This window comes from Thermosynechococcus sp., assembly GCF_046299655.1.
In the GTDB taxonomy this organism is placed as follows: domain Bacteria; phylum Cyanobacteriota; class Cyanobacteriia; order Thermosynechococcales; family Thermosynechococcaceae; genus Thermosynechococcus.
The window spans coordinates 31,896-50,172 of sequence record NZ_JBKBHZ010000004.1; the positions used below are offsets into that span (position 1 = coordinate 31,896).

Annotated in this window: 21 protein-coding genes and 1 pseudogene; 11 read left to right on the forward strand and 11 right to left on the reverse strand. The window is 54.1% G+C overall.

Annotated features, from left to right (window positions below):
- Together ACK4HN_RS03930 and ACK4HN_RS03935 are read left to right on the forward strand one after the other, a co-directional pair.
- On the forward strand, positions 1 to 474 hold the full coding sequence (locus tag ACK4HN_RS03930; RefSeq protein ID WP_409869027.1) for a CYTH domain-containing protein: 474 nt from the start codon (positions 1 to 3) through the stop codon (positions 472 to 474).
- A gap of 46 nt (positions 475 to 520) precedes the next feature.
- The gene (locus tag ACK4HN_RS03935) at positions 521 to 1,702 is read left to right on the forward strand and encodes a M20 family metallopeptidase (RefSeq protein WP_409869026.1); all 1,182 of its coding nucleotides are present in this window, start codon (positions 521 to 523) and stop codon (positions 1,700 to 1,702) included.
- Here the strand turns inward: ACK4HN_RS03935 and ACK4HN_RS03940 are convergent.
- From ACK4HN_RS03940 to ACK4HN_RS03955, 4 genes are all read right to left on the reverse strand, one after another.
- Positions 1,699 to 2,838, reverse strand: a complete 1,140-nt coding sequence (locus ACK4HN_RS03940) for an LptF/LptG family permease (protein WP_409877262.1) — start codon at positions 2,836 to 2,838, stop codon at positions 1,699 to 1,701. The two genes, ACK4HN_RS03935 and ACK4HN_RS03940, sit on opposite strands and share 4 nt — an antisense overlap.
- 3 nt (positions 2,839 to 2,841) lie before the next feature.
- Entirely contained in the window at positions 2,842 to 3,252 is a 411-nt protein-coding gene (locus ACK4HN_RS03945) for a hypothetical protein (protein WP_409869024.1), read from the reverse strand.
- Positions 3,252 to 4,274 carry an ATP-binding cassette domain-containing protein gene (locus tag ACK4HN_RS03950; protein ID WP_409869054.1) on the reverse strand — a complete coding sequence of 341 codons (1,023 nt, stop codon included), beginning with the start codon at positions 4,272 to 4,274 and terminating at the stop codon, positions 3,252 to 3,254. The genes ACK4HN_RS03945 and ACK4HN_RS03950 overlap by 1 nt, the downstream gene beginning before the upstream one ends.
- Before the next feature lie 87 nt (positions 4,275 to 4,361).
- The gene (locus tag ACK4HN_RS03955) at positions 4,362 to 4,532 is read right to left on the reverse strand and encodes a hypothetical protein (protein ID WP_409869023.1); all 171 of its coding nucleotides are present in this window, start codon (positions 4,530 to 4,532) and stop codon (positions 4,362 to 4,364) included.
- A gap of 43 nt (positions 4,533 to 4,575) precedes the next feature.
- On the opposite strand from ACK4HN_RS03955, the gene ACK4HN_RS03960 reads away from it, so the two are divergent.
- The 3 genes from ACK4HN_RS03960 to ACK4HN_RS03970 are packed head-to-tail and all read left to right on the forward strand — an operon-like array spanning position 4,576 to position 8,205.
- A complete protein-coding gene (locus ACK4HN_RS03960) occupies positions 4,576 to 4,845 on the forward strand; it encodes a hypothetical protein (protein WP_409869022.1) in 270 nt (89 codons plus the stop codon).
- A 38-nt stretch (positions 4,846 to 4,883) separates the two neighbouring features.
- Positions 4,884 to 5,963 (forward strand): PIN/TRAM domain-containing protein, encoded by a 1,080-nt coding sequence (locus ACK4HN_RS03965; protein ID WP_409869021.1) that lies wholly within the window; start codon positions 4,884 to 4,886, stop codon positions 5,961 to 5,963.
- A gap of 34 nt (positions 5,964 to 5,997) precedes the next feature.
- Entirely contained in the window at positions 5,998 to 8,205 is a 2,208-nt protein-coding gene (locus tag ACK4HN_RS03970; protein ID WP_409877263.1) for a glycosyltransferase, read from the forward strand.
- A gap of 9 nt (positions 8,206 to 8,214) precedes the next feature.
- Here the strand turns inward: ACK4HN_RS03970 and ACK4HN_RS03975 are convergent, their stop codons facing one another.
- Positions 8,215 to 8,460 (reverse strand): Uma2 family endonuclease, encoded by a 246-nt coding sequence (locus tag ACK4HN_RS03975; protein ID WP_409869019.1) that lies wholly within the window; start codon positions 8,458 to 8,460, stop codon positions 8,215 to 8,217.
- Positions 8,461 to 8,719: 259 nt separating this feature from the next.
- Between ACK4HN_RS03975 and ACK4HN_RS03980 the strand changes: the two genes are divergently transcribed.
- Positions 8,720 to 9,298, forward strand: coding sequence for a DnaJ domain-containing protein (locus ACK4HN_RS03980; RefSeq protein WP_409869018.1), 579 nt, complete (start codon positions 8,720 to 8,722; stop codon positions 9,296 to 9,298).
- Between the two features lie 7 nt (positions 9,299 to 9,305).
- On the opposite strand, the gene ACK4HN_RS03985 is transcribed toward ACK4HN_RS03980, so the two are convergent.
- The 3 genes from ACK4HN_RS03985 to ACK4HN_RS03995 are packed head-to-tail and all read right to left on the reverse strand — an operon-like array spanning position 9,306 to position 11,760.
- Complete coding sequence (locus ACK4HN_RS03985) at positions 9,306 to 9,800, reverse strand: hypothetical protein (RefSeq protein ID WP_409853451.1); 495 nt, start codon at positions 9,798 to 9,800, stop codon at positions 9,306 to 9,308.
- Between the two features lie 3 nt (positions 9,801 to 9,803).
- Positions 9,804 to 11,522 carry an urease subunit alpha gene (gene ureC / locus ACK4HN_RS03990; RefSeq protein ID WP_409869017.1) on the reverse strand — a complete coding sequence of 573 codons (1,719 nt, stop codon included), beginning with the start codon at positions 11,520 to 11,522 and terminating at the stop codon, positions 9,804 to 9,806.
- Positions 11,523 to 11,574: 52 nt separating this feature from the next.
- A complete protein-coding gene (locus tag ACK4HN_RS03995; RefSeq protein WP_409869016.1) occupies positions 11,575 to 11,760 on the reverse strand; it encodes a hypothetical protein in 186 nt (61 codons plus the stop codon).
- 74 nt (positions 11,761 to 11,834) lie between these two features.
- Between ACK4HN_RS03995 and ACK4HN_RS04000 the strand changes: the two genes are divergently transcribed.
- Positions 11,835 to 12,986, forward strand: a complete 1,152-nt coding sequence (locus ACK4HN_RS04000) for a trypsin-like peptidase domain-containing protein (RefSeq protein WP_409869015.1) — start codon at positions 11,835 to 11,837, stop codon at positions 12,984 to 12,986.
- 197 nt (positions 12,987 to 13,183) lie between these two features.
- Here the strand turns inward: ACK4HN_RS04000 and ACK4HN_RS04005 are convergent, their stop codons facing one another.
- Positions 13,184 to 14,197 carry a zinc-dependent alcohol dehydrogenase family protein gene (locus tag ACK4HN_RS04005; RefSeq protein WP_409869014.1) on the reverse strand — a complete coding sequence of 338 codons (1,014 nt, stop codon included), beginning with the start codon at positions 14,195 to 14,197 and terminating at the stop codon, positions 13,184 to 13,186.
- A 97-nt stretch (positions 14,198 to 14,294) separates the two neighbouring features.
- Here ACK4HN_RS04005 and ACK4HN_RS04010 point away from each other — a divergent pair, with 97 nt between their 5' ends.
- Positions 14,295 to 15,017 (forward strand): ABC transporter ATP-binding protein, encoded by a 723-nt coding sequence (locus ACK4HN_RS04010; RefSeq protein ID WP_409869013.1) that lies wholly within the window; start codon positions 14,295 to 14,297, stop codon positions 15,015 to 15,017.
- On the opposite strand, the gene gmk is transcribed toward ACK4HN_RS04010, so the two are convergent.
- Entirely contained in the window at positions 15,014 to 15,589 is a 576-nt protein-coding gene (gene gmk / locus ACK4HN_RS04015; RefSeq protein WP_409877264.1) for a guanylate kinase, read from the reverse strand. The genes ACK4HN_RS04010 and gmk overlap by 4 nt on opposite strands.
- Positions 15,590 to 15,665: 76 nt before the next feature.
- Here gmk and ACK4HN_RS04020 point away from each other — a divergent pair, with 76 nt between their 5' ends.
- Genes ACK4HN_RS04020 through ureG form a run of 3 tightly spaced genes read left to right on the forward strand, consistent with a single transcriptional unit; the run spans position 15,666 to position 17,703 of the window.
- On the forward strand, positions 15,666 to 16,163 hold the full coding sequence (locus ACK4HN_RS04020; protein WP_409870434.1) for an ExbD/TolR family protein: 498 nt from the start codon (positions 15,666 to 15,668) through the stop codon (positions 16,161 to 16,163).
- 9 nt (positions 16,164 to 16,172) lie between these two features.
- Positions 16,173 to 17,096 carry a GTPase Era gene (era, locus tag ACK4HN_RS04025; protein WP_409870432.1) on the forward strand — a complete coding sequence of 308 codons (924 nt, stop codon included), beginning with the start codon at positions 16,173 to 16,175 and terminating at the stop codon, positions 17,094 to 17,096.
- A gap of 4 nt (positions 17,097 to 17,100) precedes the next feature.
- Positions 17,101 to 17,703 carry an urease accessory protein UreG gene (ureG, locus tag ACK4HN_RS04030; RefSeq protein ID WP_409870430.1) on the forward strand — a complete coding sequence of 201 codons (603 nt, stop codon included), beginning with the start codon at positions 17,101 to 17,103 and terminating at the stop codon, positions 17,701 to 17,703.
- A gap of 92 nt (positions 17,704 to 17,795) precedes the next feature.
- Here ureG and ACK4HN_RS04035 read toward each other — a convergent pair.
- Positions 17,796 to 18,143: pseudogene (locus ACK4HN_RS04035) on the reverse strand (zinc ribbon domain-containing protein); the annotation flags it as partial.
- Positions 18,144 to 18,277: the final 134 nt, after the last annotated feature.

Here is an 18,277-nt window from a genome sequence, read left to right on the forward strand (position 1 = left end):
ATGGGCATCGAAATTGAGCGCAAGTTCTTGGTCACAAGCGAAGAGTGGCGACCCCTAGCCACCAGTGTCTCCCAATTTGCCCAAGGCTACCTGTCCACAGTTCCTGAGCGCACTGTGCGTGTGCGTCTTGCGGGTGACCAAGCATGGATCACGATCAAGGGCAAAGCCAGCGGTGGCCAACGCCGTGAGTATGAGTATGCTATCCCCGTTGCTCATGCAAAGGAACTCCTCGAGGAATTGTGCCTACAACCCATCATCCAGAAAAACCGCTATCGCATCCCAGTGGGTGATCTGTGTTGGGAAGTGGATGAATTTACTGGCGCCTGTACTGGCCTAATTTTGGCAGAAATTGAACTGCCCCGTGCTGACTATCCCCTGACTTTACCCCCTTGGATCGGCCTTGAGGTAACCGATGACCCCCGCTATACCAATGCCTACTTAGCGGAGCATCCCTATCAAGAATGGTCAACCTGAATTCCTGAGATTCGATAGGATACAAAAATATCGCCACGCCTTCCCTATGCTTGCTCGGATTCGCCAGATTACCCAAACCCTCACCCCCCGTCTCATTGAAATTCGTCGCCATCTGCACCGCTACCCTGAGTTGAGTGGCCAAGAACACCAAACTGCTGCCTACGTGGCGGGGGTGCTCTCCTCCGCAGGCTTGACCGTACAGCAGAATGTGGGCAAAGTGGGGGTGATTGCGGAACTGGCAGGGAACCCCAAGGAGCAGCGGCTCTTGGCCATTCGCACCGATATGGATGCCCTACCGATTCAAGAGCGTACAGGCCTAGAGTTTAGCTCGAAACATACTGGGGTGATGCATGCCTGCGGTCACGATGTCCACACGACAGTGGGTCTGGGCACAGCAATGGTGTTAGCGGCCCTTAAGGCGGACTTCCCTGGCCGTGTGCGGTTTATTTTTCAGCCTGCGGAAGAAATTGCCCAAGGGGCGAGCTGGATGATTGCCGATGGCGCTATGAAAGCGGTGAGTGCCATTTTGTCACTGCATGTGTTCCCCAATCTGCCAGCGGGGGAAGTGGCGGTGCGCTATGGAGCCTTGACGGCGGCTGCCGATGACCTTGAATTAACGATTTTGGGCGAATCCGGCCACGGCGCTCGTCCCCATGAGGCCGTAGATGCGATTTGGATTGCTGCTCAAGTGATTAGCGCCCTGCAACAGGCCATTAGCCGCACGCAGAATCCCCTGCGACCCGTGGTGGTCACCTTTGGCAAAATTCAAGGGGGACGGGCTGCCAATGTGATTGCCGATCAGGTGACACTTCAGGGAACCGTGCGATCGCTCCATCCGGAAACCCGTGCTACACTGCCGACGTGGATTGAGCAAATTGTGGCTAATGTCTGCCATGCCTACGGTGCCCGTTACAAACTCCACTATCGGCGGGGCATACCGGGGGTGGAAAATACGCCCTACCTGTCGCAACTGCTGGCGGAGGCGGCGACTGATGTGGTGGGGGCGCCCCATGTGCATATTTTGCCCGAACCATCCCTTGGGGCAGAGGATTTTGCCCTCTACCTCGAGCATGCTCCCGGTGCCATGTTTCGCCTTGGGGTGGGGTTTCGCGATCGCCCCAACTATCCCCTGCATCACCCAGAATTTGATGTGGATGAACAGGCCATTCCCGTGGGCGTGATGACCCTTGCCCATGCCGCCTGTCGCTATTGGCAGATTCCCTACTAATGACAATTGGCATGGTAGAGCATCCCGAGGGCGATCGCCCCCACCACAACCTTAGGCAACCAACTGGCCACTACAGGCGACACTGCTCCCCCCTCGCCAAAGGCGGTAAAAATAAAGGCAGCAACATAGTAGCCAAAAATAATCGCTACACTGAGACCAAAGGCACGCCCCTGTCCTTGGCGAGGAGAACTGATGCCCAAGACAGCACCAACAACGGCAAAACTGAGGCACAAAAAGGGGAGGGAGAGCTTTTCCTGCAACTGCACCCGCCACTGCCGCAGGCGTTTGGCATCGCCACTTTCCGCCAAAACTTGCAAGTAATGATAGATTTCGCGGCTGGTCATAAACTCTGGCGCCCGCGTTTCCATCGCCAACTCTAGGGGAGTGCGGGGATAGGCAAAGGTGCGTTCTGCAAAGGTCTCGGCCACGTCATAGTGGAGACTGCTCCTCAGGTGGTGGTAGGTGCCCTGCCGAAAGAGCCACGCCGTGCCCTGCCATTCAGCCTGTTTGGCCGTAATGATCTCCCGCACTTGCCCCTGCGCAAAGTTCACCACCGTCACTTGCTCCATCACGCGGCCATCAAACCGATGGGCAAAAAAGAGTTGCTGAAGCTGTCCATGGGCAAAGCGGCGGTAGAAGATATTGCGGGTCTGAAACGGGGGTTGGGGGCGTTGAATCGCCACTTCCAAGGTCTGGATGGCGCGGTAGGCCAAGGGGGGCGCCACCAGTTCATTGAGGGCAAAGGTAAAAACCAAGGCCGCAAACCCTGCCACTACTGCCGGCCGCACCAGACGCACGGGGCTAATCCCACAGCTTTTACAGGCAATCAGTTCACTGCGGCGGGAGAGCTGACTATAGGCAAGCAGCGAACCAAAGAGCATTGCCATGGGAATGCCCAGCACTGCAAAAGTGGGCAAACGTAGAAAAAAGACTTGAATGGCACTGAGAATGCCAAGGTTGTGCTCCACCATATTGCGAATGAGGTAGAACACCGTACCAATCACGGCAGCGATCGCCGTAAAAATGCCAAAACCAAAGATAAAGGGGCGAATCATCTCCCCCAAGATGTAGCGATCCAACAGGGAGACTCGCGGTTGCCAAGGCATCTTCTGTAGGGGTCGGGCGATCGCCAGCATTCTTTACAATCCCAAGCGGGGTTTGGCCAACTTCCAATAGCGAAAGAATCGCTTCAAATCAGCATCGGCAGGTAATGTGACGAAGGGTTCTGGCTCTAGAATCTCCAGCGGATAGGCCAGTTGCTGACAAATGGCGCGAAAACGAGGACTCGGACTGGCCATTGTGACCACGCGATCGCCACCGTGAACTTCGACAAAAGCATTCACCAAGGGCGCCACTTCGCCCCGATACATCTCCACCGGCAAGTCCAACAAGCACTCATAGAGAAACACCAAGCGCTTGAGACTGATCCGCCAAGCCTTGAGCAACTCAACGTCCCAAACAAAAATTGCCGGGGCATTGGGATAGCGCTTAAAAATCGGTGCCTGGGGGTCGAGGCAGTCTCCATGAACCCAAAGAATTGGCTGCCCCATTAGCGTTGCATGGCCTCTTTTTTCAACTGTTTGCTGTCCCGCTGCGCTGCTGCTGCCAAGTCCGCATCCAAGAGGGTTTGCCCCGTCGCCGCCAAATAGACATCATCTAGGCTGGGGCGGGATTGCGCCAAGCTAAAGAGGGGGAGTCCTGCTTCCTCTAGGGTCGTTCTAATGGTGGCGATCGCCACCGCCACATCGGTGACCACAAGATTCAAAGAGTTGCCTTGATGGGTGTTAATAATGACCGATTTCACGCAGTCCAATTGACTTAAGAGGGCCTGCGCCATTTGCGCCTCTTGACGGGGGGTAAATTCCCGCACCCGCAACGTGACGCGATCGCCACCGATATTGGCCTTGAGTTCCTCTGGCGAACCGCTAGCAATCACCCGCCCCCGATCCAGAATCACCAAGCGATCGCTCAGGAGATCCACTTCCTCAAGGTAGTGGCTAGTCAAGATAATCGTTAGTCCTTGGGCCTTGAGATCCCGCAGCACCTCCCAAATCACTTGGCGACTTTCAATGTCGAGACCGACGGTGGGTTCATCTAAGACCAGCACTTGTGGTTGGTGGAGTAGCCCCGCCGCCAGATCAAAGCGTTTGCGAATGCCACCAGAATAGGTACCACACGGGCGATCGCGCCATTCTAGGAGATCCAAGCGTGCCAACACCGCCTCAATGCGCTCTGGAATCAGGGCACGGGGAATGTGGTACAGGGCCGCCTGCAATTCCAGAAATTCCTGACCCGTGAGGATTTTATCAAGCGCCACCTCCTGAGCCACATAGCCTAATTTTTGGCGCACTAAACGGGGTTGGTGGAGTACCGAAAGACCACAGACTTCCAACGCCCCAGCATCTGGTCGCGAGAGGGTACATAGACAGCGCAGTGTTGTCGTTTTCCCTGAGCCATTCGGCCCTAGCACCCCAAAAATTTCCCCTTGATGGGCGCAAAAGGAGACATCGGCCACTGCTGTAATGGCACCGTAGGACTTCTTAAGATGTTCGACCTTTACCGTGGCTGTCATGGTCATTCACTCTGCGTGTGATTCCCTTAACATTTTGACAGATATTGCTTCTTGCTGTGGTGCACGTGCTACAACAGCAACTAGAGCCTATTGGGTAGGTTTCCCATGGCCACTGCCAAAACTGCGCCGATTGCCGAAGTTATGCACCTCACGGGCGATCGCCTGCGATTGCGGATTCAAGAACTGAAAACAGATGCCGCCTTTCGCGATCTCCTGAGTGCTTACCTGAAAGCCCTCCAAGGTATTAAATCTGTTCACGTTCTGTTCACGTTAACCCCCTTGCCGCATGGTTGGTTCGCAGTTGGGAGAAGATCTCGGGCGACAGTTGGCAGCACCCTCCCCTGAGGAACCTCGTTCCCCATCCCTGCATCTAGAGTGGTGGGTGAAAACTAGTCAAGCCTTTACCAAAGAAACGCTATTGGCGACCCTCGGGGGCATGGTGGCACGGGCAATTCTGGGGCCTCAAGCTGAAGTTGAGGGCATCCGAGCCGGTACCCGCATGAGTCGTCATCTCGATAGGCAACCGTCCAACACCGCAGTCAAAGAGAAAAAAAGTATAATCCTAAAGTAATGGCCTGTGGAAATGTCCAGCGCGACAGGAGCCAAGTAATGCTCGATACAATTTTACTCCTCATTGTCGTCCTAATGGGAATTGCCGTTGGCTTCAACAGCATTGACCTACTCCCAGAAACGGTTCTTGCTCAAGTCGCCAATGTGCGGGGATTGCAGTGGGTCATGGCTGGCTTTGGTGCCATCGTTGGCATTGCCCTTGGTTTACTGTTGCAGTCCCTTTACCATCGTCTCGAGCGCAGTATCCGCCAATTGCCCCCAGAAACGCTCTTGTCGCGGGCTGTGGGTCTGGTGGTGGGGTTGCTCTTGGCCAACTTGATGCTGGCACCGATTTTCCTGTTGCCCATTCCCAAAGATTTTTCCTTTATTAAACCCCTGATTGCTGTTCTCACCAGCATTCTCTTTGCCTACTCGGGAACCACCTTGGCTGATAGCCATGGCCCTGCGCTGCTGCGGTTAATTAACCCGAATGCCGTTGCTAGTAGCCTCTTAGCCGAAGGGATGCTTAAGCCTGCCCGTGCGAAGGTACTGGATACGAGTTGCATTATTGATGGTCGCATTGAGGCGCTGTTGAATTTAGGGGTACTTGAAGGGCAAATCATTGTGCCCCAATTTGTGCTTCAGGAGTTGCAACTGATTGCCGATGCGGGGAATGAGCAAAAACGGATTCGCGGTCGGCGGGGTCTCGATGTTCTCAATCGTCTCCAAGCCAGTTTGGGCGATCGCATTGTCATTCACTCCGCCGACTATCCAGAATTAACGACAGTGGATGCCAAGCTTGTGCGCCTCTGCCAAGAGATTCATGGAACCCTTGTCACTAATGACTTGAATCTAAACAAAGTTGCCCGCTTCCAAAAAGTGGATGTCTTTAACGTCAACGAGTTAGCCCAAGCCCTGCGCCCCATCTATTTGCCCGGCGATACCCTAGAGCTGAAAATTCTCAAGGAAGGGAAAGAACCGGCTCAAGGGGTGGGCTACCTTGAGGATGGCACGATGGTGGTCGTCGAAGAGGGCGTCGATCACATTGGCGATCAGTTGTCGGTGGTCGTCACCAGTGCCCTGCAAACCTCGGCAGGCCGCATGATTTTCGCCCGTCTGCAAATGCCAACGATGGCCTAAATTGCCTCTCCCTTGATCCCTAGGGAGGGTACCTATGACCCAGCCGCCCAAGTCTGCATCACCACCGCAACTTGTTTCCTCATGGGTATGGGGATTTTTTGTGTTCAGCCTCCTATTCCTCTTTGCGGTGCTATTGGCAACGGTGTGGCGACCGACACTTTTTCCCATTGATCTAGTCAATCCCGATGAGTTGAGGCCGCTCCCAGATGTCCTACAACTGCCCGGAGATGACTTAAATGTCTGGTGGCCAGTGGTTTTTGCGGGAGTGCTGGCCGTTGCCCTCAATTTTATTCCCAGCAATAATGTCACCCGCCTGATTGTGCGCGCCATTGTGATTCTCTTTGGTTTTCGCTATGTGGTGTGGCGGGGCTGGGTCACCCTGAATAATGCCCACTGGCTGAGCTTTGTGGCCAGTCTTGGCTTCTATCTTCTGGAGGTGATCTACTTTTTCACCTACGTGCTCTATGTTTATCAGACGGCATGGCTAACCACGGAATGGCGATCGCGACAAGCCGACTATTATCAACAGGCGGTTCTCAGTGGTGAATACTGTCCCAGTGTGGACATTTTCATTCCCACCTACAATGAATCCCCCTATATTTTGCGGCGCACGATTGTCGCCTGTCAGGCCATCAACTATAGCAATAAAACCATCTACGTCCTTGACGATGGCCGCCGCCCCGAAATTGCGGATCTCTGCCAAAAGCTAGGGGTCAAGTATATCACCCGCCCCACCAATGAGCACCGCAAAGCTGGCAACCTCAACCATGCTCTGAAACACACTAGTGGTGAACTGATTGCTGTTTTTGATGCCGACTTTATTCCCTTTCAAAACTTCCTCACCCGCACCGTAGGCTTCTTTCAAGATGAGCAGATATCCATGGTACAGACCCCCCAGCACTTTTTTAACCCCGACTACCACGCCCAAAACTTGGGCATTGAGTTTATGATGCCGGGCGATATGGAGTACTTTTTTGGCTTTATTCAACCGGGGCGAGACTTTGGCAACGCCATCATCTGCTGCGGGACTTCCTATGTGGTGCGCCGCCGGGATCTTGAGGCTGTAGGGGGCTACTACACCCGCTGTGTGGTCGAGGATTTCCAAACCGGAACCAGAATGCAGATCGCTGGCTACCGCCTCGTTTACCTCAATGAAATCCTGAGCATGGGGGAGTCGCCTCGCAACTTCCAAGATCATTTAGAGCAACGGCTGCGGTGGCTACAGGGAAATATGCAAATTTACTTCTGTGGTGACGATCTGCCCATCTGGTCAAAGTTATCGTGGTTTCAGCGCAGTTGCCACCTTTCTTTGATATTGTACAATATCAATCCTTTCATCCGTACCTGCTTTCTAATTGGTCCTTTTCTGAGTATGATGACGGGCATTTCCCTGACGGTGGCCACGTTTAGTGAGTATCTCTTTTATGCTCTGCCCTATACACTGCTGACGATCGCCACCTTTAGCTGGGCAACAGAAGGCCGGTATTTTTCCGTCTGGGGGGAGGTCTATGAGGTGTCCTCTGCCTTTCCAGCGATGGTGCAACTGATTAAAATCCTCCGCAATCCCTTTGGCAAAATTGGCAGTATTGTCACTAACAAGGGCACTGTCTCCAATCGCAAGCGGTTGAATTTACGTTATACATGGCCATTGGTAGTCTTTGTGATTGCAGTGGGAGTAGGCATCTTTATCCGCTATGGGGGTTACTGGCTCCATATCTGGCCACCGATGGAGTATGAACGGGCGGGGTTAGAGTTGATGTTGGCTTGGACGCTCTACAATGCCTTTATTGCCTTGATTGCGATTTTGTCCTCCATTGATCAGCCCACTCGCCGCCAGAGCGATCGTTTTCCCGTTTGCACCGTGTGTCGTTTCCAATTGGGGGATCAAACCTACTGGGGCTATACCCGCGATGTGTCGGAGACTGGGGCTGCCCTCTTGCTGACGGCAGGGCGTTTTATCGCAGCCCAAAGAGAGACCGTCGGCACGTTGACCTTTTTGGAACAGGACTTTAGCGTGACCGCGGCCGTGGTGCGTACCCGCACTGAAGAGGAGCGGTGCTGTGTTTATCTGCGATTTTTAGAGGTCAGTGATGAGGCTGAGCGGGGCCTTGTACAACTGCTCTACGGTGGCCTCACATGGTGGCACAAACCGAAAGCACCTAATGGGATAGATGCCTTTTGGCCAATGTTGATTCGTCTCTTTGATTTTCAATCGCTCTTTAGCCTCTATAGCAATAACTGACCGACAGGCTCACGACTCAAAAATTTGCCCTAGCGGACAATGCAAGTTCGGCAATAGGGGAGACGTTAACGTATCCTCTCGATAAAGGGTGAGAGCAAGTTTGAGCAGTCCCGCTTCACGGCGAAAGATTTCCACAGTTTGGCGTCGCCGATCAGCAATCCAGTACTCCAATACTCCTTGACTAGAGTAGAGTTTGAGTTTGATCTGGCGATCGCGCCGTTCATTTTCTGCGCCCGAAGACAAAACCTCAATCACAAGGTCTGGTGCCCCCGGACATGACCCGCGTCATCAATCAAGGCCGTATATTTTTCCATGCTTAGCCAGACGACATCTGGAATCACATCATTGCTGTCACTAAGAAAGGTGCTATACACTATTCTTGTGGTAAAGTGTGTTCAAGTCTCAGGATCACTGTGTTACGGTGATAAATCTTGATGCTTTGGCACCACCAATCAGCCATCCAACAATTTTTTAGATTCCGAGTTTTTTGCGAATTTTTCTGCGAATTTTTCTAATGACTGAGCATCGACTCATTGAAAGTTATCGCCGCCTCGGGCTTTCTATCGGCGCTTCCCTAGAAGAGATTAAAACAGCCTACCGTCAATTAGCGCGGCAATATCATCCCGATATCAATCCTGAAGTGCATCAAGATCAATTTGTCGCAGTACATGAGGCCTACCGCTATTTGCTTGAACATTGGCAAGATACAGATAACGGTGACGTGGCCAAGGATACTTCTACTCCAGCGGTTAGTGTAACAGTCAAAAGGAATCATGGATCCCCTTTGACCCCTGAACAGGAGCAGTTAAAACGTCAGGCGCGCAAGCAGTGGCAGCTTTTTTTAGCAGAAGAACGATTTCCACGGGCGATTGCCCTTTTGGAAAATTTAGAACGACAACTGCCTGCGGACGAAGAAGTGTTTGCTTGGCAAGCAGAAACCTACTACCAGTGGGCTGTCAAATTGATTGATCAACGCAAGTCGTCATCGGCGCGAACCTACCTCAAGAAAGCCCTACGACTGGACCCCCATAATCAGCGCCTGTGGCGAGAGATCAATCGTCAGTTCGCTCGTCTCGAGCAAAGGTCACTATAAAAGGTCACTATAACCAAGCGGCCAAGAGTGTGACCGCGCCCAAGCCCGTGAGGGCAAGCCAGATGAAGGCATTCGGTAAAGGCGTCGCAGGGGGCGGTGGTTCTTGGGGTTTTGGGGTGGCAGCCGATGGCTTTTTCAAGGAATGGCTGTAGGGGGATGTGTAGGCGCGATCGCCCACATGGGATAGGTCGGGAATTTCGCTGTACCATTCCGGACGGCGTTTGAGTTGGGGAGCCTCCAAAATCGCCAGCAAGCGACGACTTTCCTGCCGCGTGTGATGATCCGGGTGCCGTTGGAGTTGACGGCAGAGGCTGACGGCTGCCCCTTGATCGCCAGCAGCACTATAGGCCGTGACTAACCAGAGGCTAATTTCCCCCGATCGCACCGCATTTCCCTCCGCCAGCGCTGCCGCTTGTCCCAATAGGGCAATGGATTGCTGGTAGTTTCCCCGCTCGAAGGCCTGTTGCCCCTGCTGAAAGAGGACAGCCACTGCATCCGTCATCGCTTAAAAGAGAAAGTAACGTTGGGCAAGGGGCAAAACCGTCGCCGGTTCACAGGTAAGCAATTCGCCATCCGCCCGTACCTCATAGGTTTCGGGATCCACCTCAATGTGGGGTAAGTAGTCATTGAGCTTGAGATCTGCTTTGCGCAGTTGGCGGATGTGGCGCACCGGTAGCAGCGTTTTTTGCAACCCCAATTGTGCTGGAATATTGTTGGCAATGCCCGCTTGGGACATAAAGGTTACCGATGTGGCGGTTCGGCAGCCCCCATAGCTAGCAAACATGGGTTGCATGTGCACTGGTTGCGGTGTGGGAATGCTGGCATTGGCATCCCCCATTTGAGCGTAGGCAATCATTCCTCCCTTGATCACCAGTTCCGGCTTAACGCCAAAAAAGGCAGGCTTCCAGAGACACAGATCAGCGATTTTACCCACCTCCACGGATCCCACATACTCAGCAATGCCGTGGGTAATGGCGGGATTAATCGTGTACTTGGCGACGTAGCGGCGGGCGCGAAAGTTGTCATGATTGGCTCCTGGCTGCTGGGGATCCCTGAGATGTCCCCGCTGTACCTTCATTTTGTGGGCGGTTTGCCACGTGCGAATAATGCTCTCCCCCACCCGTCCCATGGCTTGCGAGTCCGAGGAGATAATACTAAACGCCCCGAGGTCGTGGAGAATATCTTCGGCGGCAATGGTTTCTCTGCGAATCCGCGACTCGGCAAAGGCGACATCTTCGGGAATACTGGGGTCGAGGTGGTGGCACACCATCAACATATCCAAGTGCTCATCAAGGGTATTGACGGTGTAGGGGCGAGTGGGATTGGTGGAAGAGGGCAACACATTGGCTTGACCGCAGAGCTTGATGATGTCCGGGGCGTGTCCGCCGCCGGCGCCCTCGGTGTGATAGGCGTGAATGGTGCGGTTTTTGAAGGCGGCAATGGTATCCTCGACAAAGCCCGATTCATTGAGGGTATCAGTGTGGATGGCCACCTGAATATCGTAGTCTTCAGCCACACTCAAACAGGTGTCAATGGCAGCAGGGGTAGTGCCCCAGTCTTCGTGGAGTTTGAGACCCACAACCCCGGCTTGCACTTGCTCAATCAGTCCTTGGGGTTGGCTACTATTGCCCTTGCCCAAAAAGCCTAAATTCACGGGAAAGGCATCGGCAGCTTGCAGCATGCGGTAGATGTTCCAAGGTCCTGGCGTACAGGTGGTGGCATTGGTACCCGTGGCCGGCCCCGTTCCGCCGCCAATCATTGTTGTAATGCCCGAGGCAATGGCAGTGGCAATCTGCTGTGGACAGATAAAGTGAATGTGGGCGTCAATCCCGCCAGCGGTGAGGATCATCCCTTCGCCGGCGATCGCCTCTGTGCCGGGGCCAATGATAATATCTACCCCCTCTTGGGTGTAGGGGTTTCCCGCTTTGCCAATTTTGTAGATTTTGCCCTCTTTGATGCCGACATCGGCCTTGACGATGCCCCACCAGTCGAGAATCACGGCATTGGTGATCACGACATCCACCGCGCCTTCTGTATTGGCAATGGGGGATTGTCCCATCCCATCGCGGATCACTTTGCCACCGCCAAACTTGACCTCATCACCGTAGTGGGTGTAGTCGTGCTCAATTTCGATAATGAGGTCAGTATCCGCAAGTCGCAGGCGATCGCCCACTGTGGGACCATAGGTTTCGGCATAGGCTTGGCGATCAATGCGGTAGCTCATGGCGGCCTAAACAGGTCAGGTGGGAGAGCAGCTTGGCACTCTCAGTCTAAATTTAGCCCAATTCTTCGACCACAACCAGTCCCTTTTTGATCAAGGCTTGCAGGTCAGCATTGTGGGTTTTGCAGTTGCGCCAGCGGCGCTCATCGACATTTTCATTGCGACCGGGCTGAAGGGTCATAGGCCCAAAGAAACTATCAAAGGTGATGGGTTGTTCAAGGTGGCTAATCACAGTCAGCATGGCAGCAGACGTTCGACAAACTCACTATTTTCAGGATAAGGCTAGAGTGGATCTGATGCCGAGTTGGGTTGAGTATGGTTCGCACACGGTTGAGTCTCGTTGGGATGGCGATCGCCCTTGTGACCCTGACGGGCTGTCCCTTGCGTTTGCCGCATCGCAGTCCCCCCACAGCCAATAGCGGTGCCTCTCTCCCTCCCCTTGCCCCCACGGATCAACCTAATGCGGGCGGAAATTTCATTGCCAAGGTGGTGGCTGAGGCAGGGCCAGCAGTGGTCAGTATTGATACCCTAAGGGTACTTCGCAGTGAAGAGGATAGTTTTCTCAATCCGTTTCCAGTGCCAGAGGTGCCAGTGCGCCAAGGTCAGGGGTCAGGGTTTATATTTACCCCCGATGGCAAGATTATGACCAATGCCCACGTGGTGGAGGGTGCCAGTGCCGTGCGTGTCACGCTTCCCGATGGTCGTCAATTCGATGGCAAAGTAGTGGGTGCTGATCCCCTGACGGATGTGGCGGTGGTGCAAATCGAGGCTGAAAAGTTACCCACCGTACAACTGGGGAATTCCGATGCCCTGGTCCCCGGTGAGTGGGCGATCGCCATCGGCAACCCCTTGGGGCTAAGTAACACCGTCACCGCTGGCATCATTAGTGCCACAGGGCGTGCCAGTAATGAAATTGGCGCTGCTGACAAGCGGGTGAGCTTTATCCAAACGGATGCAGCCATCAATCCGGGGAATTCTGGAGGCCCCCTTCTGAATGCCGCTGGTCAAGTGGTGGGGGTCAATACCGCTGTAATCTCCCAAGCGCAGGGTCTAGGGTTTGCCATTCCCATTAATACGGCCTATCGCATTGCTGAGCAGATTATTACCACGGGTCGCGCCCAGCATCTCTATTTGGGGATTCGCATGGTGCAGTTGACGCCAGAACTAGCCGCTCAAATCCGTCAAGATCAGCCCAACTGGCCACTCAACCAAACCCAAGGCACGCTGATCATTGGCGTTGCCCCCAATTCGCCGGCGGCTAAGGCGGGTCTGCAAGCGGGAGATTGGATCGCCAAAATTAACGAGATCAACCAACCCAGTCCCCAACAGGTGCAAAATGTTGTCGAGCGAACAAAACTCGGCGAGACAATTACCCTAGAAATTCAGCGGGGCGATCGCCGGCAAACCGTGAGCCTGCAACCAGAGCCAATGCCACCGGAATTGTATCCCTCCTCGCAGCCAGAATAAGTTGGCGCCGAGGCTCCGGCAACACCGTTTCCCCCGTGAACCAGCGGCCACAATAGCTAAGGCGCCCGTTAAAAATGCGGCAAACCCGATAAACATCACTGCGGGGCGTCTGGCTGAGCAATGTCGGCACCCTTTGCGCTTGTTCCAGCCCTATGACAAGGGCGGCAAGGATCTGAGCAACCATCAAAAATCCCCCATTATGGGACGAGTACCACCTTACCCTGCACCAAGCGTTGGCTGAGATAGCGATGGGCATCCGCTGCCGCCCCGAGGGGAAAGGTTTTATCCACAACAACCTGTAGCTCGCCGCGATCCACAAGGGTCGCCACCTGCTCAAGGATGTTGCCCTGATGGGCAAGGGCATCCCTCAGCCCCATGAGTTGCGGCGTCAACATGAGGGTGAGTTGAATCAAGAGGTTGCGTTGGCGAGCAATTTTCCAAGGCGTATCGGCAGCGGGTTCCAAGAGGGTGGCAAGGGTGCCATAGGGACGCACCGCTTTGAAGGTTTCACTAAAGGTGGTGCCGCCCACGGTGTCAAGGGCAAAATCAACCCCTTTGCCCCCTGTCCAGTCTAGGACTGCCTGCACCCAATCACGGGTGGTGTAGTTAATGGCAAGGGTAGCGCCAAGACTTTCGGTAAAACGGGCTTTGGCTGCGGAACCAATGGTAGTGGCAACCGCTGCGCCCGATCGCCGTGCTAATTGAATAGCCAGATGCCCCACCCCGCCCGCCCCGGCATGAATGAGAACGGTTTTGGCGGTGGAGAGGACGTTCAAAGGCGGGACTGCCCCGCGATCGCCCAAGGCTTCCCAAGCGGTAATCACGGCTAAGGGCAAAGCAGCCGCCTGAATAAACGAGAGGGACTTGGGTTTGTGGGCAACAGCGATTTCCGGGACAACGGTATATTCCGCATAACAGCCGCCGCGATCGCCCAACCCCCCATAGCAAAAATAAACTTCATCCCCTACACGAAACCGCTGCACCGCTGTCCCCACCGCCACGACCACCCCCGCTCCATCACAGCCGAGAATGGCGGGTCGGCGATCGGGAAAAAACGTGCCCCGCTGTCGCAACTTGGTGTCAATGGGGTTGACGCTGGCGGCGCGCAGTTGAATTTTTAGTTCATCGGCGGCTTGAATTTCGGGTTCTGGCACCTCCCGCAGCACCAAAACCTCAGGGTCACCAAATTCCGTAATGGCGATCGCTTTCATGGTGTTTCCAGCCGTTTCTCTAGTACCACAATAGCGGTTTAGGCAAAGCCTCTATACTAAGCTAAGATATCAACCCTCTGGCGATGTCTTTTGCACCATGAGCTTGCTCCACGTTGCTGATGTCTATGCTGGCTATATTCCCGATGTGGATATTCTACGGGGCGTTAATTTTCGTCTTGAAGCCGGTGAGCTAGTGGCGGTTATTGGTCCCAATGGAGCCGGAAAATCCACCTTGGCAAAGACGATCGCCGGCTTACTGACGCCGCGCCTCGGCACAATTACCCTCTCAGGAGAGGATATTACTCACCTGCGTCCCCACCAAATTGTCAAAAAGGGAATCGGTTACGTGCCGCAGATTGCCAATGTCTTTCGCTCCTTAACTATTGAGGAAAATCTGGAGATGGGAGCCTTTACCAGAAGCGGCAACCTGAAGGCGCTCAAGGAACGGGTCTATGATACCTTTCCCCGCTTAGCGGAGCGACGCCAGCAACGGGCAGGGATCCTTTCGGGGGGAGAACGACAAATGCTGGCCATGGGACGCGCCATGATGCTGGAGCCACAAATTATGGTCTTGGATGAACCCTCTGCGGCCCTCTCCCCAGCGCTGGTCAATGATGTCTTTGCCAAAATTAAGGAAATTAATGCCCAAGGCACCGCAATTATTCTGGTGGAGCAAAATGCCCGTAAAGCCCTTGCCATGAGCGATCGCGGGTATGTCTTGGAAATGGGCAAAGACCGCTATGAAGGACTGGGCAGCGAATTGCTCAATGACCCCAAAGTGGGGGAACTCTACTTGGGAGTGGTACGGGCACAGCCTTAGGGGGCAGGGCTAAAAATTGCCGTTTCAAGGGCAATCAGGCTTTTTTCGAGATCATCATTGACAATTTGCACATCAAATTCTGTAGCCGCAGCAATTTCGGTTTCCGCTTGCGCTAAACGGCGGGCGATCGCCTCCTCACTGTCTTGGCCACGGCTGCGCAGGCGGTGTTCCAGTTCCGCCAAAGAGGGGGGCAGAATGAAAATGTGACGCGCTTGGGGATAGGATTGGCGAACTTGGCGCGCCCCTTGCAGTTCAATTTCAAGGATCACCGTTTTTCCTTGGGCAATAAGTTGCAGCAGGGGATCCCGTGGGGTGCCGTAGTAGTGACCGGCAAACTCTGCCCATTCCAAAAGTTTGCCAGCAGCAATCATGGCTTGAAAATCTTCCACGGACACAAAATAGTAATCTATGCCTTCTACTTCTGTGGGGCGTGGTGGGCGGGTCGTTGCCGAAACCGAAAGTGCCAGTTCGGGATGTCGCTGCCGCAGTTGGCGTAGGAGTGTCCCTTTGCCGACCCCACTAGGGCCAGTAATCACAATGAGTTGTCCAGGCTGGGGCGTTGCAGTGGTCATCGTTGCATGGGTGGGAAACTTTTTGATCCTACTGTGTTTGCTTAGCGTTTTATCATTGAGGCAGCGTGGTTGAGGAATGGCCGTGAAGATCCATTTGCCCAGTGAGAGTGAAAATGTCCGCATTGAGATGCTCCCCCTGATTGATGTGGTCTTTTGTATTCTCACGTTCTTTATTTTGGCGGCGGTGAGTCTGACGCGGCAGCAGGCCATTACCTTGAACCTGCCCAAGGCGAGCACTAGTCAAGCCCAGTCACAAAAGATGCTGGTGGTGAGTATTGATCCGGCGGGGCAACTCTTTGTGGATAAGGACCCTGTCAACCGCAGTGAACTCTATGAACGCTTGGCCACCTATCTGAAAACAAACCCACAGGGCATGGTCATTTTGCGAGCATCGCAGGTGGTGAGCTACAACGAAGTCATCCAAGTCCTGGATCTCCTGCGATCGCTAGGGGGCAATCGTGTGGCATTGGCCACGCAACCCGTTGCACAGCCGGTGCTGAGTACGCCGACTAGCCCTAACCCGCTGCCTTCACCGCCAGCCAGCGATCATCAATCCACGTCCTCCAATCCCTAGGGAGTCACGGTGGAACCGATTGCCAGCATTCCTGTTGCCCCGAAGGGCTTTCGCTCTGGCTTTGTCGCCTTAGTGGGGCGTCCCAATGTCGGCAAGTCCACCCTCTTTAACCATCTGCTGGGGCAAAAGGTGGCCATTACTTCGCCTGTGGCACAAACGACCCGCAATCGCCTACGGGGCATCCTGACAACGGCAACGGCGCAATTTATCTTTGTGGATACCCCCGGCATCCATAAGCCCCACCATCGCTTGGGGGAGGTGCTGGTGCACAATGCGAAGGGCATTCTCAATCGGGTGGATGTGATTGTCTTTGTGGTGGATGCCACCAGTCCGCCCGGTCGGGGCGATCGCTACGTGGCGGATCTGCTGACAACGACTCAATCTCCGGTTCTTGTGGCCATCAATAAAATTGACTTGCTGCCGGCAGAGGAGCGAGAACAACGGCAACAGGACTATCAAACCCTTGGTCCTTGGCCGACCTATCCTTGCTCAGCGCTCACGGGAGAGGGGGTTGGTTTATTGCAATCGGCGATCGCAGCGCAGTTACCCCTTGGTCCGTATTACTATCCACCAGAGATGGTCACCGATCAGCCGGAGCGATTCATCATGGCGGAATTAATCCGCGAGCAAATTTTGCACCATACCCGCGAGGAGGTTCCCCATTCGGTGGCGGTGACGATTGAACAGGTGCAGCAGGATCGCCACCTGACTCGTGTCCACGCTGTAATTTATGTGGAGCGTCCAACCCAAAAGGCCATCATTATCGGCCAAGGAGGTCAGTTGCTCAAACAAATTGGCACCGCTGCCCGCCAAGAAATTGAAACCCTCATTGGTGGCAAGATTTATCTAGAACTGTTTGTGAAGGTGCGCCCCCGCTGGCGACAGGATCGGTTGCGCTTGGCGGAGTTGGGCTATCGCATTGAGAAGGATTGAGGTGATGGAGACAGCATTGCGAGTGGGTGTGGCAGGACCTGTGGGGTCAGGTAAAACCGCCCTTGTAGATGCCCTTTGTAAAGCTTTGCGCGATCGCTATCGCCTAGCGGTTGTCACCAATGATATTTACACCCAAGAGGATGCCCAGTTTTTGGTGCGCTCCCAAGCCCTGCCCCCAGAGCGAATTCTTGGCGTTGAAACGGGGGGGTGTCCCCACACCGCTATTCGGGAAGATGCTTCTCTCAATCTGGCGGCTATTCAACAGTTGGAGGCGGCTCTGCAACCCTTGGATCTGATTTTTGTCGAGAGTGGTGGCGACAATTTGGCTGCAACCTTTAGCCCAGAGCTGGTGGATTTAAGGATTTACGTGACTGATGTGGCCGCCGGCGATAAAATTCCCCGCAAAGGCGGGCCGGGGATTACCAAGCCGGATTTACTGGTGATTAATAAAATTGACCTTGCCCCCTATGTGGGTGCTGATTTAGAGGTAATGAAACGGGACACCCTAAAAATGCGGGGCGATCGCCCCTATGTAATGACGAATCTGAAAACTGGCTTTGGGCTAGATCAAGTCACTGCCTTTCTCACATCCCATTTGGCAGCCTAAATGTAAGGGTACGGAAGTTGACCCAAGACACAAAAAAAAGACACAAAAAATCACTGATCACCATCACTCGCAGTAAACTACCCGACGCTGAGCTAAGCTACAGCGCGGGCTTTCAGTAGCCCTGCAGTTATCTGGCAAGACAACCAAGGACCGCCAAGACGGTTTACAAGCGCCCCCATAGCTGCAATATTTTTCGCACCGTTGAAATCTGCATCCCCCTGCCAACCGCAATGCCCGCACTTAAACTGCTTGCCGCTCCGATAGGACTGATCCGGGTCGGGATGGATGTGCAGGCATGGGTGACAGGTCTGGCTCGTATAGGCCGGGTTCACCAAAATCACCTTCACCCCAGCCCTCAAGGCTTTGTAGCCGATAAACAGTCTCAGTTGGTAAAACGCCCAACTGTTGCTGCGTCTGCGTTCCGTTTTGGAACGTGGTTGATTGCGCCTTTTGACTACAGTAAAAAGGCGGAAAGTTCTGGTTCACCCAGTTCAACGCTTGCCCAAAAGCATCCAGAGTTGCATCCAATTTTGCGGCTTGCGACTCGGAAACCTTGAGTTTGCAGGAGATAGTC

What these genes read in the sequence shown, in the direction of transcription:
- ACK4HN_RS03930 (WP_409869027.1), top strand. Translation starts at nt 1, where the DNA reads ATGGGCATCGAAATTGAGCGCAAGTTCTTGGTCACAAGCGAAGAGTGG.
- ACK4HN_RS03935 (WP_409869026.1), top strand. Translation starts at nt 521, where the DNA reads ATGCTTGCTCGGATTCGCCAGATTACCCAAACCCTCACCCCCCGTCTC.
- ACK4HN_RS03940 (WP_409877262.1), bottom strand. Translation starts at nt 2,838, where the DNA reads ATGCTGGCGATCGCCCGACCCCTACAGAAGATGCCTTGGCAACCGCGA.
- ACK4HN_RS03945 (WP_409869024.1), bottom strand. Translation starts at nt 3,252, where the DNA reads ATGGGGCAGCCAATTCTTTGGGTTCATGGAGACTGCCTCGACCCCCAG.
- ACK4HN_RS03950 (WP_409869054.1), bottom strand. Translation starts at nt 4,274, where the DNA reads ATGACAGCCACGGTAAAGGTCGAACATCTTAAGAAGTCCTACGGTGCC.
- ACK4HN_RS03965 (WP_409869021.1), top strand. Translation starts at nt 4,884, where the DNA reads ATGCTCGATACAATTTTACTCCTCATTGTCGTCCTAATGGGAATTGCC.
- ACK4HN_RS03970 (WP_409877263.1), top strand. Translation starts at nt 5,998, where the DNA reads ATGACCCAGCCGCCCAAGTCTGCATCACCACCGCAACTTGTTTCCTCA.
- ACK4HN_RS03980 (WP_409869018.1), top strand. Translation starts at nt 8,720, where the DNA reads ATGACTGAGCATCGACTCATTGAAAGTTATCGCCGCCTCGGGCTTTCT.
- ACK4HN_RS03985 (WP_409853451.1), bottom strand. Translation starts at nt 9,800, where the DNA reads ATGACGGATGCAGTGGCTGTCCTCTTTCAGCAGGGGCAACAGGCCTTC.
- ureC (WP_409869017.1), bottom strand. Translation starts at nt 11,522, where the DNA reads ATGAGCTACCGCATTGATCGCCAAGCCTATGCCGAAACCTATGGTCCC.
- ACK4HN_RS03995 (WP_409869016.1), bottom strand. Translation starts at nt 11,760, where the DNA reads ATGCTGACTGTGATTAGCCACCTTGAACAACCCATCACCTTTGATAGT.
- ACK4HN_RS04000 (WP_409869015.1), top strand. Translation starts at nt 11,835, where the DNA reads ATGGTTCGCACACGGTTGAGTCTCGTTGGGATGGCGATCGCCCTTGTG.
- ACK4HN_RS04005 (WP_409869014.1), bottom strand. Translation starts at nt 14,197, where the DNA reads ATGAAAGCGATCGCCATTACGGAATTTGGTGACCCTGAGGTTTTGGTG.
- ACK4HN_RS04010 (WP_409869013.1), top strand. Translation starts at nt 14,295, where the DNA reads ATGAGCTTGCTCCACGTTGCTGATGTCTATGCTGGCTATATTCCCGAT.
- gmk (WP_409877264.1), bottom strand. Translation starts at nt 15,589, where the DNA reads ATGACCACTGCAACGCCCCAGCCTGGACAACTCATTGTGATTACTGGC.
- ACK4HN_RS04020 (WP_409870434.1), top strand. Translation starts at nt 15,666, where the DNA reads ATGGCCGTGAAGATCCATTTGCCCAGTGAGAGTGAAAATGTCCGCATT.
- ureG (WP_409870430.1), top strand. Translation starts at nt 17,101, where the DNA reads ATGGAGACAGCATTGCGAGTGGGTGTGGCAGGACCTGTGGGGTCAGGT.